At 58.0% G+C, this 13,130-nt stretch carries 17 protein-coding genes; 11 read left to right on the forward strand and 6 right to left on the reverse strand.

The window, feature by feature from the left end:
• Positions 1–6: 6 nt before the first annotated feature.
• From ACWGZX_RS22650 to ACWGZX_RS22660, 3 genes are all read left to right on the forward strand, one after another.
• Entirely contained in the window at positions 7–612 is a 606-nt protein-coding gene (locus ACWGZX_RS22650; protein WP_452625500.1) for an arylesterase, read from the forward strand.
• Positions 613–668: 56 nt separating this feature from the next.
• Positions 669–962 carry a hypothetical protein gene (locus tag ACWGZX_RS22655; RefSeq protein WP_003226812.1) on the forward strand — a complete coding sequence of 98 codons (294 nt, stop codon included), beginning with the start codon at positions 669–671 and terminating at the stop codon, positions 960–962.
• Between the two features lie 99 nt (positions 963–1,061).
• Positions 1,062–2,033, forward strand: coding sequence for a L,D-transpeptidase family protein (locus ACWGZX_RS22660; RefSeq protein ID WP_223519166.1), 972 nt, complete (start codon positions 1,062–1,064; stop codon positions 2,031–2,033).
• Positions 2,034–2,158: 125 nt separating this feature from the next.
• Here the strand turns inward: ACWGZX_RS22660 and oprI are convergent, their stop codons facing one another.
• Complete coding sequence (gene oprI / locus ACWGZX_RS22665) at positions 2,159–2,410, reverse strand: outer membrane lipoprotei OprI (RefSeq protein ID WP_007943620.1); 252 nt, start codon at positions 2,408–2,410, stop codon at positions 2,159–2,161.
• Positions 2,411–3,050: 640 nt separating this feature from the next.
• On the opposite strand from oprI, the gene ACWGZX_RS22670 reads away from it, so the two are divergent.
• Complete coding sequence (locus ACWGZX_RS22670) at positions 3,051–3,332, forward strand: GNAT family N-acetyltransferase (RefSeq protein ID WP_223519168.1); 282 nt, start codon at positions 3,051–3,053, stop codon at positions 3,330–3,332.
• A gap of 65 nt (positions 3,333–3,397) precedes the next feature.
• Here the strand turns inward: ACWGZX_RS22670 and ACWGZX_RS22675 are convergent, their stop codons facing one another.
• The gene (locus ACWGZX_RS22675) at positions 3,398–4,474 is read right to left on the reverse strand and encodes a 3-deoxy-7-phosphoheptulonate synthase (protein ID WP_452625501.1); all 1,077 of its coding nucleotides are present in this window, start codon (positions 4,472–4,474) and stop codon (positions 3,398–3,400) included.
• Positions 4,475–4,592: 118 nt separating this feature from the next.
• Positions 4,593–5,036: a PilZ domain-containing protein gene (locus tag ACWGZX_RS22680; protein WP_452625502.1), complete on the reverse strand. Its 444-nt coding sequence runs from the start codon at positions 5,034–5,036 to the stop codon at positions 4,593–4,595.
• Here ACWGZX_RS22680 and ACWGZX_RS22685 point away from each other — a divergent pair.
• The 5 genes from ACWGZX_RS22685 (at position 5,035) to cysB (ending at position 8,992) form a co-directional block, all read left to right on the forward strand.
• A complete protein-coding gene (locus tag ACWGZX_RS22685; RefSeq protein WP_452625503.1) occupies positions 5,035–5,421 on the forward strand; it encodes a thioredoxin family protein in 387 nt (128 codons plus the stop codon). The genes ACWGZX_RS22680 and ACWGZX_RS22685 overlap by 2 nt on opposite strands.
• Entirely contained in the window at positions 5,418–6,374 is a 957-nt protein-coding gene (locus ACWGZX_RS22690) for a putative 2-dehydropantoate 2-reductase (RefSeq protein WP_452625504.1), read from the forward strand. Before ACWGZX_RS22685 ends, ACWGZX_RS22690 begins: the two co-directional genes overlap by 4 nt.
• 25 nt (positions 6,375–6,399) lie before the next feature.
• On the forward strand, positions 6,400–7,305 hold the full coding sequence (locus ACWGZX_RS22695; RefSeq protein ID WP_452625505.1) for a 5'-nucleotidase: 906 nt from the start codon (positions 6,400–6,402) through the stop codon (positions 7,303–7,305).
• 95 nt (positions 7,306–7,400) lie between these two features.
• A complete protein-coding gene (locus ACWGZX_RS22700; RefSeq protein WP_223519180.1) occupies positions 7,401–7,904 on the forward strand; it encodes a universal stress protein in 504 nt (167 codons plus the stop codon).
• A 113-nt stretch (positions 7,905–8,017) separates the two neighbouring features.
• Positions 8,018–8,992: an HTH-type transcriptional regulator CysB gene (cysB, locus tag ACWGZX_RS22705; RefSeq protein ID WP_007943628.1), complete on the forward strand. Its 975-nt coding sequence runs from the start codon at positions 8,018–8,020 to the stop codon at positions 8,990–8,992.
• Between the two features lie 166 nt (positions 8,993–9,158).
• Here the strand turns inward: cysB and ACWGZX_RS22710 are convergent, their stop codons facing one another.
• Complete coding sequence (locus ACWGZX_RS22710; protein WP_452625506.1) at positions 9,159–9,641, reverse strand: GreA/GreB family elongation factor; 483 nt, start codon at positions 9,639–9,641, stop codon at positions 9,159–9,161.
• Between the two features lie 2 nt (positions 9,642–9,643).
• Positions 9,644–10,057 (reverse strand): hypothetical protein, encoded by a 414-nt coding sequence (locus ACWGZX_RS22715; protein WP_452625507.1) that lies wholly within the window; start codon positions 10,055–10,057, stop codon positions 9,644–9,646.
• Between the two features lie 124 nt (positions 10,058–10,181).
• On the opposite strand from ACWGZX_RS22715, the gene earP reads away from it, so the two are divergent.
• Both earP and ACWGZX_RS22725 read left to right on the forward strand, forming a co-directional pair.
• Positions 10,182–11,324 (forward strand): elongation factor P maturation arginine rhamnosyltransferase EarP, encoded by a 1,143-nt coding sequence (gene earP / locus ACWGZX_RS22720; protein WP_452625508.1) that lies wholly within the window; start codon positions 10,182–10,184, stop codon positions 11,322–11,324.
• Positions 11,325–11,372: 48 nt separating this feature from the next.
• Complete coding sequence (locus ACWGZX_RS22725; protein ID WP_007943632.1) at positions 11,373–11,942, forward strand: elongation factor P; 570 nt, start codon at positions 11,373–11,375, stop codon at positions 11,940–11,942.
• Between the two features lie 153 nt (positions 11,943–12,095).
• On the opposite strand, the gene ACWGZX_RS22730 is transcribed toward ACWGZX_RS22725, so the two are convergent.
• Positions 12,096–13,109 (reverse strand): alpha/beta hydrolase, encoded by a 1,014-nt coding sequence (locus ACWGZX_RS22730; protein ID WP_452625509.1) that lies wholly within the window; start codon positions 13,107–13,109, stop codon positions 12,096–12,098.
• Between the last annotated feature and the right edge of the window lie 21 nt (positions 13,110–13,130).

Below are 13,130 nucleotides of genomic sequence, written 5' to 3' on the forward strand. Positions count from 1 at the left end.
AATCCGATGCGTGTGTGGTTTTTGAGTGCTGGCCTGGCCTTGATGTGCATGGCCCAGAACGCAGCGGCGGGTACTGTCCTGATCGTTGGCGATAGTATCAGCGCGGGTTTCGGACTGGATACCCGGTTGGGGTGGGTCTCGCTGCTCGAAAAACGGCTCAAGAACGAAGGTTTCGACGATAAGGTGGTCAATGCCTCCATCAGCGGCGACACCAGCGCCGGAGGCCAGGCACGCCTGCCTGCGCTGCTTGCAGAGCATAAGCCGGAACTGGTCATCCTCGAGTTGGGTGGCAATGACGGACTGCGTGGAATGCCCCCGGCTAATTTGCAACAAAACCTTGCTTCGATGATCGACAGCTCCCGCGACAGCGGTGCCAAGGTCCTCCTGCTGGGCATGCAATTGCCACCCAATTATGGCGTTCGTTACACCGAGGCCTTTGCCAAGGTCTACAGCACGCTGGCCAACGAGAAAAACATTGCGCTGGTGCCGTTTTTTCTCAACGGCGTGGGCGGCCATCCGGACTTGATGCAGGCGGACGGCATACACCCGGCGGCCGGGGCTCAGGACAAGTTGCTGGAAAATGTCTGGCCTACGCTAAAACCGCTGTTATGACGCTTTTCTAGGCGCAGGCTTTCGGCTAAGGTGGCGCCCCCGATTTGGAGCCCCCGATGCCGCGTCCTGCCTGGTCACTTTTCGCCTATCAACTGATCGAGCCTGACGAACAGCTGGATCTGTTCGCCTGCCAGGAAGTGCGGGTACATCTGGTAACCCGTCAGCTGGAGCTGGGCGGCTCGGCGGACCGAACCTTGTGCGGCAGTCTGTTGCCAGCGCAGCCGCGTTGGTCGAGTGTCGATCGTCGGGTGTTCCAGGACCAGCGTCTATGCTCGCTGTGCCGGGCCATTTTGGAATCGCAAAAACGCGGTACCTCGCCGATCTGGCCCGAGCTACGGTTCGAGCTCTAGCGCATAAAAGGTAGCGTGCTATCGGCCGACTCCCCGAATTCAAGGGCGCCGGTGTACAATCCCGCTCTTACCCTTGTCGATCTGCGAAGGACTTTCCGGATGTTGCCGCGTTTTCCTGCCGTCACCCGCTTCCTGTCTCTTGCCGCCCTTTGTGTGGCTGGTCCAGTTGCAGCATTGGAGTTTCCCCTGCCACCTCCCGGTGAAGACATCATCGGTCAGGTGCAGGTGATCAAGGCCAAGTACGAAGATACCTTCGCTGACATTGGTACCGCTTACGACTTGGGCTACACGGAAATGCTCGCGGCCAACCCGGGAGTCGATGCATGGTTGCCGGGCGCCGGTACCGAAATCATTCTGCCGACACGTTTCATCCTGCCGCCGGGACCGCGTGAAGGCATCGTGATCAACCTGGCCGAGTACCGCCTCTACTACTACCCCAAAGGCAAGAATGTGGTTTACACATTCCCGCTGGGTATCGGTCGTGAAGGCTGGGGCTCGCCAATTGCCCACACCAACATCACCGCGAAGACGCCGAACCCGACCTGGACCCCTCCAGCGTCGATCAAGGCCGAGCACGCCGCCGACGGGGATCCGCTGCCTAACGTGGTGCCGGCAGGCCCTGACAACCCGCTGGGGCCGTTCAAGTTCACATTGGGCACGCCGGGCTACCTGATCCACGGTTCCAACAAGAAGTTCGGCATCGGCATGCGCACCAGTCACGGTTGCTTCCGCATGTTCAACAACAACGTGCTGGAAATGGCTGGCATGGTGCCGGTCGGAACGTCGGTGCGCATTATCAACGACCCGTACAAGTTCGGTATAAGTGCCGGCAAGGTTTACCTGGAAGCGCACACGCCACTGGATGACAAGGGCAACCCTTCGGTGGTCGACAAGCACACCGCGGTTATCAATGCGATGCTCAAGCGTGAGGACATCACCAACAACCTGCGCATGAATTGGGATGTGGTGCGCGACGTGGTCGCCGCTGAAGATGGCTTGCCAGTTGAAATCGCCGTGCCGAACAATGCCGCGCCGATGATGTCGAGTGCGCCGCTCGATCCATTGCAGTAAGGCTTGAAAGAAACCCGCCGACGCAGGCCGCGTCGGCGGGTTTTTTTATTGCCGGAAGGAAAGCATCAGGCAATAAAAAGCCGACCCATAAAATGGGTCGGCTTGATAATAATCCCGAGGGACTATTACTTGCGGCTAGCTTTGTCCAGCATGCGCAGAGCACGCTCGTTAGCTTCGTCAGCAGTCTGTTGTGCTTTTTGAGCAGCAGCCAGAGCTTCATCAGCTTTACGGTAAGCTTCGTCTGCACGAGCCTGGGAGCGAGCAGCTGCGTCTTCAGTAGCGGTCAGACGTGCTTCGGTTTCTTTCGATGTGCTGCTGCAACCGGTGGCCAGAACTGCGGCCAGAGCCAGAGCAGAGAATTTCAGAACGTTGTTCATCGTGTTCCCCTTCAAGGACTTTCTATTAATTTAGCTGTCTCCTCAGAGTGAGGAAATAGCCGGCGTACATACTACCCATTACTACTCGTAAGTAAACTGACGTAAAGCAAGAAGCAAAAAAAATTGTAGGCGTTGATTCTTTTTCGAGCAACTTTTAACTGCATTGTTTAAAAAATATCCAGCTACGAGGCCCGAGATGAGCGAGCCGCCAAGGAAAAGTTCCGCGCACTCACGGCGTTTTTTCAGTCTTGGCTAAAGTCTGGCTAGATGAATTCGTCCATACTTTTGTTCGAATTTTGCACAGCGGCTCTCATAATCTTTATCCATGTAGAGGTGACTTTAAGAGAACGGGTTCGTCTTATGTCTCAACATCCGGCAATGTTCAGGCTATCGACCCGCAAAGACCGTCGGTCGAGCCGTCCCTGCGTACCCTGGAGCAGCACCCGCTGGCTAAGCATGATGACGAGCGCACCTTGAGCATTTCTGCCAATGGTGCCTACTATTTGTTACGTGTTCAGTTGCTCGAGATCGGTGCAGTTCTTCTCGGTGTCCATTCAGGCACGGGGTGGCGTAGATGTTCCTTCGCCGGAAAAACATCGGTAAGGTAGGGGTCAGATTTCAAGACCCGCGAGGAGTAGTGATGAGCGAGGCGTTGTCCATCCACCATGACCAGGCTGGTCATCAGTTCGAGACCACTGTGGACGGTCATCGTGCCTACCTGACCTATATGGATCTGGGAAAACAGACCCTGGATATCTATCGCACCTTTGTGCCCAACGCATTGCGTGGTCGCGGCATTGCCGCAGCCTTGACCGAGAAGGCGCTTTCGTACGCAGACGAAATGGGTTACACCGTGATCCCATCGTGCTCTTACGTCGAGCGCTACATGGAACGTCACCAGCGGCACGCCGCCAAGCTGTGACCAAAACGAACGCATAAAAAAACGCCAGGTTTAAGCCTGGCGTTTTTGTGTGCGCTAAACGGTGATCAAGTGCGATCGCGTTTAGGCAGCACGTCCTTGAGCTTGGCATGCATGCTGCGCAAGGTGTTTTCGGTGGCAGACCAATCGATGCAGGCGTCGGTGATCGACACGCCGTATTGCAAGTCGGCGAGGTCTTTCGGGATGGCCTGGCAGCCCCAGTTCAGGTGACTCTCGACCATCAAGCCGATGATCGACTGGTTGCCTTCGAGAATCTGGTTGGCCACATTCTCCATCACCAGCGGTTGCAGGGCCGGGTCCTTGTTGGAGTTGGCGTGGCTGCAATCGACCATGATGTTCGGCTTGATCTTCGCCTTGTTCAGCGCTTGCTCGCAGAGCGCGACGCTGACCGAGTCATAGTTCGGCTTGCCGTTGCCACCGCGCAGCACCACGTGGCCGTAGGCGTTGCCCTTGGTGGTGACGATCGACACGCCACCTTCCTGGTTGATACCCAGGAAACGGTGCGGGCTGGAAACCGATTGCAGGGCGTTGATCGCCACTGTCAGACCGCCATCGGTGCCGTTCTTGAAACCGACTGCCGAGGACAGGCCAGAAGCCATTTCGCGGTGAGTCTGGGACTCTGTGGTACGCGCACCGATGGCCGACCAGCTGATCAGGTCCTGCAGATACTGCGGGGAGATCGGGTCGAGGGCTTCGGTCGCGGTCGGCAGGCCCATTTCGGCCAGGTCGAGCAACAATTGACGACCAATGTGCAGACCATCCTGGATCTTGAACGAGTCGTCCAGGTACGGGTCGTTGATCAAGCCTTTCCAGCCGACGGTGGTGCGTGGCTTCTCGAAATACACGCGCATGACCAGATACAGGGTATCGGACACTTCGGCGGCGAGTACCTTCAGGCGATCGGCGTATTCGTGGGCAGCCTTGATGTCGTGGATCGAGCAAGGCCCGATGACGACGAACAGGCGGTGGTCGGTGCCATCCAGGATATTGCGAATGACTTCGCGGCCTTTGGTGACGGTGCGCAGGGCGGCGTCACTCAGAGGGATATCACGCTTGAGCTGATCAGGAGTGATCAGTGTCTCGTTGGAGGCGACGTTTAGGTCGTTGATCGGTAAATCAGCCATCGTTTACTCGTCAGGTCACGGGTGCCGGCCGCCAGCGAACCCGCGCGGCGGAGCACAGCAAATTAAGCGCGTCGGGGAGCCGAACCTTAGCGCGTTATCCGCCTGCTCGACAATGGGTTTAATCCAGCACCGGCTGTGCAAATGCCTTATCAACGGTGTCTTGAGAGAACTCGTCGGCATGCTCCTGGACCCATTCGAGGGCCAGTGCCTGAATATCCTGCAAGTCTTCGTGCGCGTCATGCAGGCGACAGTAGCGTTCGATCTGGCACACCTGCTCGCCCATCCGGGCACTGAACAGCATCTGCTCGTCCACAAAGGCAATGCCCACCAGGTAGCCGCGCTTACGCCGCAGGCACCAGGCCACATAGCCCAGATAACGCATGTCGGGGTTCAAGGTCGGCATGCGCACTTCCAGCGCCGTACCATGGCGCCAGGCCCGGTGATAATTGCAAGCCATGCCCCCGAGGCTGATAGTGTGCAAGCGCTGGCGCGAAATGCACTCATGTTTGAGTAACGTCATTTCGACGGGCACATCATCAGGATGAGGAATAAAACGTCCCATGAACACGGACTCCCTGTGTCGGCCATCTGACATTGTTTCCCGAAGTATAGTGGTCGAATTGGAACTGACCGACTTCGATGCCGACCAACGGCTACTGGCAATGAGCGGCGTATCCCTGGTGATTTTCACCAGTGTCGGCTGTGCCAGTTGCCGATTTGCCCGTGAACAATTGCCCAGGCTCGATCTGACGGTTGATCGACTGTGCTGGATCGATGCCGGGAGCAATGGCGGGGTGGTCGAGCGTTATCAGGTTTTTCATTTGCCGGCGCTGTTTGTGGTGCGCGACGGTGAGTTTTTCGGGGTACTACAATCGCGTCTGACCGGCACCGAACTCAATGATGCGGTCGGTCGGGCGCTGATGAGAACAGCAGAGGAGTTGCCATGATGGGGGCAGTCACCAAGCCGACAATCGGTGTAATTGGAACCGGCGCTATCGGCGGGTTCTACGGGATGATGCTGGCGCGTGCCGGCTTCGATGTGCACTTCTTGCTGCGCAGTGAGTTTTCAGCGGTGGCCGAGCGCGGGTTGCAACTCGACAGCGCGGTGCATGGTGCGCTGACGTTGAATCCGGTTCAGGCCTATTCGTCGGCCGAAGACATGCCGCCCTGCGACTGGTTGTTGGTGGGCGCCAAAACCACCAGTAACGCGGATCTGGCACCGGCGATCCTTCAAGCTGCAGCACCCGATGCCAAGGTGTTGATGTTGCAAAACGGTCTGGATGTCGAAGACAGCCTGCGCGAGTTGCTTCCCGATTCGCTGCACGTGCTCGGTGGGCTCTGTTACATCTGCGTACACCGTGAGGGCCCAGGCGTCATTACCCATCAGGCCCTCGGCGCGGTGCATATCGGTTACCACAGTGGCCCTGCCACCGATGAGTCAACGCGCACCGCGATTGTCGAGGCGGGTGTTGGCCTGTTCCGCACTGCCGGCATCGATTCCCAGGCCATGGCTGACCTGCATCAGGCGCGCTGGCAAAAACTGGTCTGGAATATCCCTTACAACGGTTTGTCGGTTCTGCTGGGAGCAAGCACCACACCATTGATGGCCGATGCTGACAGCCGGGAACTGATCAAGGCCTTGATGGCCGAAGTGGTTCAGGGGGCTATCGCCTGTGGTCACGACATACCGGCCGGTTATGCCGATCATCTGTTCATGGTGACCGAAAGAATGCCGGACTACTGGCCGAGCATGTACCACGATTTCCTGCACAAGCGACCGCTGGAACTGGCCGCGATTTATGCGCGGCCCTTGGCGGCGGCCAAAGCGGCGGGGTGCGAATTGCCGCTGATTGAAGCGTTGTATCGCAGTTTGGGGTTCATCGATCGACGCAACAGGTGAGCCGATCTACCTGAGGGGGAAGGGCATGGCAAAGACTATCGACGACAAACTGGTGCTGGCGATTTCTTCGCGAGCACTGTTCGACCTGAGCGAAAGCCACAAGGTATACCTGTCGAGCGGCGTCGAAGCCTACCGGCAATATCAGATTGAGCACGAGGACGAAATCCTCGAACCCGGTGATGCCTTCCCGCTGGTGCAGAAACTCCTGAACCTCAACACCCGCCTCGGTCGAGCGCGGGTCGAGGTGATCCTGGTGTCGCGCAACAGCGCCGACACCGGCCTGCGGGTGTTTAACTCGATTCACCACTATGGGCTGGCGATTTCCCGCGCGGCGTTTGTCGGCGGACGCAGCCCCTATCCGTATCTCAAGGCCTTTGGCTGTGACCTGTTTTTGTCGACGCATGCCGACGATGTGCGCAGTGCACTGGACGCCGGTTTCGCGGCGGCGACCATTTTGTCGGGCGGTGCCAGTCGCGCGGCCAGTGATGAATTGCGGATTGCCTTCGACGGTGATGCGGTGTTGTTTTCCGACGAATCGGAGCGGGTCTACCAGTCCGGTGGCCTGGAAGCGTTTCAGGCCAGCGAGCGTGAGGCCGCCCGCGAACCGCTGCGCGGAGGGCCGTTCAAGGGCTTCCTGGCCGCCCTCAACCTGTTGCAGCGTGAGTTTCCCGACGACGACTGCCCTATCCGCACAGCGTTGGTGACGGCGCGTTCAGCACCGGCCCATGAGCGAGTGATTCGTACGTTGCGCGAATGGGATATTCGTCTGGACGAATCGCTGTTTCTCGGTGGCCTGACCAAATCCGCATTTCTCGAAGCGTTTGCCGCCGACGTATTTTTCGACGATCAGGCCGGCCATTGCGAGTTGGCCCGCGAAGTCGTCGCCACCGGCCACGTACCGCACGGCATAAGCAACGAGCAAAAGGTTTAAGCCAGCGGTTCAATACGTTACGCAAAGCGTCGTACTCGCCAAGGCACTGCTAAGCTGAATCAAATCTCCGCCATGTTGGCTTGCGAGGAGATCCTATGATTCAGTCGATGCTGTATGCCACTGACCTTGGCCTATATGCACCGTTGGTGATGCAGCACGCCTTGGCCCTGGCGCGGACATTCAATGCCGACTTGTATGTAGTGCACGCGGTTGAGCCCATGGGGTTGTTTGCCGAATCGGTGCTTCAGAGCTACCTGGATGAGCAGGCGTTGAACGAGTTTCACAGTCAAGGCCTGAGCACGGTGATTGCCAATATCGAGCAGCGGGTGCTCGACAGCTTTCGTGAAGAGTTGGGGGATGAAGGGGAGCAGGACCTGGCGCGGATTCAAGCGGTGAGGGTGCTTCAGGGCGATCCGTCGCAGGTGATTCTCGACCAGGCGGAGAAACTCTCTGTCGATTTGCTGATCGTAGGGAGTCATAGCCACGGTGCTGGCGCGGAAACGCCTCTGGGCAGGACCGCAGCACGCGTGTTGCAGCTGTCTCGGGTGCCGGTCTATCTGGTGCCGCTGGTAGAGCGGCGCCGGCAGGGTGATCGCTAGAAAACGAATACTGGCAATTCGACAAAAAAGTTCTAGATTTATTCTTCAAACCATTAATATAGTTATATACCGTCGCTGATGCCCGTGGCGTCTACCTGCTTTGAGGGATTCATATGAAGCTTCAACAATTGCGCTACATCTGGGAAGTGGCGCACCACGACCTCAACGTTTCCGCTACTGCCCAAAGCCTTTACACCTCGCAACCGGGTATCAGTAAGCAGATCCGTCTGCTGGAAGACGAATTGGGGGTCGAGGTTTTCGCCCGCAGCGGCAAGCACCTGACCCGCGTCACCCCGGCCGGCGAGCGTATCATCACCACCGCCGGCGAGATTCTGCGCAAGGTTGAAAGCATCAAGCAGATCGCCCAGGAATTCTCCAACGAGAAAAAAGGCACCCTGTCGATCGCCACCACGCATACCCAGGCACGTTATGCGTTGCCACCGGTGATCAGCAATTTCATCAAGCAATACCCGGACGTTGCCCTGCACATGCATCAGGGCTCGCCGATGCAGATCGCTGAAATGGCCGCTGACGGCACCGTGGATTTCGCCATTGCCACTGAAGCGCTGGAGTTGTTCGGCGACTTGGTGATGATGCCGTGCTACCGCTGGAACCGCTGCGTAGTCGTGCCTCAAGGCCATCCGCTGACCAAACTGTCGACGCTGACCCTCGAAGCCCTGGCCGAATACCCGATCGTGACTTATGTGTTCGGTTTCACCGGCCGTTCGAAGCTCGACGAAGCGTTCAGCCATCGCGGCCTGACGCCCAAAGTGGTATTCACCGCCGCCGACGCCGACGTGATCAAAACCTACGTTCGTCTGGGCCTGGGTGTGGGCATCGTGGCGAAAATGGCGGTCGACGCCAAACTCGATAGCGACCTGGTGGTGCTCGATGCCAGCGAGTTGTTCGAGTCCAGCATTACTAAAATCGGTTTCCGTCGCGGCACCTTCCTGCGTGGTTTCATGTGCGACTTCATCGAGAAGTTTGCCCCGCACCTGACCCGCGAAGTCATGGCCAAAGCCATTCAGTGCCACAACAAGCAGGAACTGGAAGAGCTGTTCGACGGCGTCGAACTGCCGGTGCACTAATGGGTGTCCTGCCTCGCAAATACTGTTCCTTTTTGACGGCGTCTGTTGCCGTCATGCTGCGTTGCCGCTTCAGCCATAGCGGGCTATGACTCGTCGCGGCGCCTTGCCTGACGACAACAGCCACTCGTCAAAAGAGGAACGTATTCGCGAGGCAGGACACCTTGTTCTAGACCACCTCGGTAACAGAAAACTGTTGCCGAGCGCCCGCCACCAGAATCTCCACTTCATCCCCTTCGAACTTGCCCAGCAGGCTTTTGCCCAGCGGCGAGCGGGGGGTGATGACAGTAATCCATTGCCCCACCAGATCGACCTTCAGGCCGGCTGCATCGGGGGCCAGAAACAGCCATTGCTCGCGGCCCTTTTCGTCTTCCAGACCGAGCAACGCACCGACTTCGATGCCGCGTTGATCGTCATAAGGACGCAAAGTCAGATTCTGGCACAGCGTCAGTGACTGCCTGATCTCTTCCAGCCGCCTGGCCTGTCCGGCCGCCAGATAGGAGGCCTCCAGCCCCAGGGTGTCGTACTTGTTTTCGGCGATGTTCTCTTCGTGGGTCGCGGTTTCGTAAGCGGTTTGCGCGGCACGCTCGGCGATGTCGAGATCGACCCGCAGCCTGTCGAGGATCAATTGGTGGACGGTCTGTTTGTTCATGATCAATCGCAGAATTGCAGGACATTGGCGCGGCTTTTTTCGCTCGGCGCCGTTTGGTCCTGCTGCAGCCAGAACTGGCATTTTGGATTGGACAGATTGCGGCTGCTGCTACGGGCCTGATCCATTCGTACCTGCTGCTCGTTCTTGCGCAGGTTCTCTTCGTACTGTTCGAATATCGGGCTCTGCGCTGGAATATCCGGCCGAGGCTGTTCAACCACCACCGGCGGCTTGGCCAGTTGCTCCACGGCGGCCGCCACCGGTGCCAATTGCTCTTTGAAAAACAGCGCAGAGGCGAGCCAGCAGGTCAGCGCGATAGCGAGAAATCCCAGCCATAAACCGAGGACAATGCTGCCGGTCAGTTGCAGGGCATTGAGCTGGATCGGCAACGAGCGGCGCGGGTTGGGACGGTAGGGCATGGCTGCCTCCTGGCGGATGGTCACGGGCGAATGGCGATTGTCGCACGAAGATTAATCGCCGTCGGCTCTTCTGCACGAGGTAATTTATGCGGACAATCGGCGCCTTTGCCAACGGGAACCTGGAATGCCTGAACTGAAAACCCGCTGGGATATTTTTTGCACCGTGGTCGACAACTTTGGCGACATCGGCGTGACCTGGCGCCTGGCTCGACAACTGGTGGCCGAGCACGCCATCGACGTACGTTTATGGGTCGATGACCTGCGCGCCTTCGAGCGTCTGTGTCCCGAGATCGATATCCATGCCGCGCAGCAATGGCATGCCGGCGTTGAAGTGCGCCAATGGCCAGTCGAGTGGTTGGCCACCGACGCGGCGGATGTGGTCATTGCCGCGTTCGCCTGTCAGTTGCCGAGTGCCTACATGGACGCCATGGCCGGGCGGGTAAAGCCGCCGCTGTGGATGAACCTCGATTACCTGAGCGCCGAGGACTGGGTAATCGGTTGCCACGGTTTGCCGTCGGTCAAATACAAAACGGTGCAGAAGTATTTCTTCTTCCCGGGATTCCAGCCGGGCACCGGAGGTCTGATGCGTGAAAGTGGATTGCTTGAACGCCGTCGGCAGTTTCAGCAAAGTCCCGAGGCACAACGAGCGTTCCTTCAAGGATTGGGCATTGATCGTGCCGCGAATGCGCAATTGATCTCGCTGTTTGCCTATGAGAATGCCGGGTTGTCGAGTTGGCTGGATGTGCTGGCCGCCGATTCAACGCCTACGCATTTACTGGTGCCCGAAGGGCGGATTCTCGGCGATGTCGAGCGCTGGCTCGGTATTGAAGGATTAGCCGCGGGTGCCCTGCATGTCCGCGACGGCTTGACCGTCCAGGTGCTGCCGTTCGTCCGACAGGATCAATTCGATCAATTGCTCTGGTGCTGCGATTTCAACGCCGTGCGTGGTGAAGATTCATTTGTTCGCGCCCAATGGGCAGGCCGGCCAATGCTCTGGCACATCTATCAGCAGGAGGATGACATCCATCTGGACAAGCTCGATGCGTTCCTCGCGCTGTACACAAAAGGCCTGTCCGAACCTGCCAGCGAGGCGATCAACGGTCTTTGGCGCGCGTGGAATGCGGGTCATGATATGTCTGACCACTGGCGCATGGCCCGCAAACACTGGCCAGAGCTGCAAAAACACGCCGAGGCGTGGTGTCTGGAACAAGCCTTGCAGGCTGATCTTGCCGCGGCGCTGGTACAGTTTTATGTAAATTGGATATGATACGCGGCCTAGATTTTTGTAAATCCCATCCAAATTCGGATATTCGCAATGAAAACTGGTAAAGAACTGAAACCCGGGACCGTGATCCGTCTCGAAAACGATCCTTGGCTGGTTCAGAAAGCTGAATTCACCAAGTCGGGTCGTAACAGCGCGATCATGAAGACCAAGCTGAAAAACCTGCTGACCGGTTACAAGACCGAGATCGTTTACAGCGCCGACGACAAACTGGACGACGTAATCCTCGACCGCAAAGAAGCGACCCTGTCCTTCATCAGCGGCGACACCTACACGTTCATGGACACCACTGACTACACCATGTACGAGCTGAACGCTGAAGACATCGAAGCTGTTCTGCCTTTCGTTGAAGAAGGCATGACCGATGTTTGCGAAGCGATCTTCTTCGAAGAGCGTCTGGTATCCGTAGAACTGCCGACCACCATCGTGCGTCAGGTTGACTACACCGAAGGTTCCGCTCGCGGCGACACTTCCGGCAAGGTGATGAAGCCTGCCAAACTGAAGAACGGTACCGAACTGTCGGTTGCTGACTTCATCGAAATCGGCGACATGATCGAGATCGATACCCGCGAAGGCGGTTCCTACAAAGGCCGTGCTAAATAAGCACTGCTTGAGGAATGAAAAAGCCCGACCATTGAGTCGGGCTTTTTTGTGCCTGCAAAAAATGTACACGAACTCTGTAGGAGCACGGCTTGCCGGCGATGGCGTATCCGAGGCCGCTATCGCCGGCAAGCCGGGCTCCTACAGTGGGCGGTGTTACTTCAGGTGTTCTTTGAGCTCTTGCGATGCTTGCAGCATCGCCGAGCGCACCGCTGGCACCTGGCTGACTACATTGAGCAAACCGTAGTCGTGGATCATGCCGTTGTAGCGAACCGCCGTCACCGGCACCCCGGCCTCATCGAGCTTGCGCGCATAGGCTTCACCCTCATCACGCAAAACGTCAGCGCCCGCCGTCTGCACCAGCGCGGGTGGCAAGCCTTTCAGTTGGGCGGTGGTCGCCCGCAACGGCGAGGCGTAGATCTCGTTTCGCTGGTTGGCGTCGGTGGTGTAGTTCTCCCAGTACCATTTCATTGCGTTTTTGGTGAGGAAGTACCCCTCGGCAAACTGGTTGTAAGACGCGGTATCGAAGTTGGCGTCCGCCACCGGCCACAACAGCAGCTGGAACTTGATCGCCGGCGTGCCCTTGTCTTTGGCCATCAGCGCAACGACTGCCGCCATGTTGCCACCGACGCTGTTGCCGGCCACGGCCAGTCGTTTGCCGTCAACGTTGATCTCTTTACCGTGCTCGGCCACCCATTGGGTCGCCGCATAAGCCTGGTTGATCGCCACCGGGTAATGCGCTTCCGGCGACGGGGTGTAATTGACGAACACAGCCGCCGCTCCCGAACCCGTTACCAGGTCACGAACCAACCGCTCGTGGGTCGGGAAGTCGCCCAATACCCAGCCACCTCCATGGAAGAACATGAACACTGGCAGCTCGCCTTTGACCCCGGCCGGCCGGACGATGGTCAGGCTAAGCGGTTGGCCGTCGACTTGAATGGTCTTCTCGCTGACATCGGCTTTTGGCAGTGTCAGTTTCACCCCGGCTTGCGCACCCACCAGTACGGCGCGGGCGTCTTTCGGGGAAAGCTGTTCCAACGGCTTGCCGGTGCCGGCATTCAATACGTCGAGGAATGCCTGAGTGTTGTGTTCAACACCGTCGCCTGCGAACGCGTTGCCGATGGACAGGGCGAGAAGGGTGCCGGTCAAGACTTTGCTGAAAGTGTTCATGTTCGTTTCCTGTTCGGGCCT

The organism is Pseudomonas sp. CLCA07, from assembly GCF_053615335.1.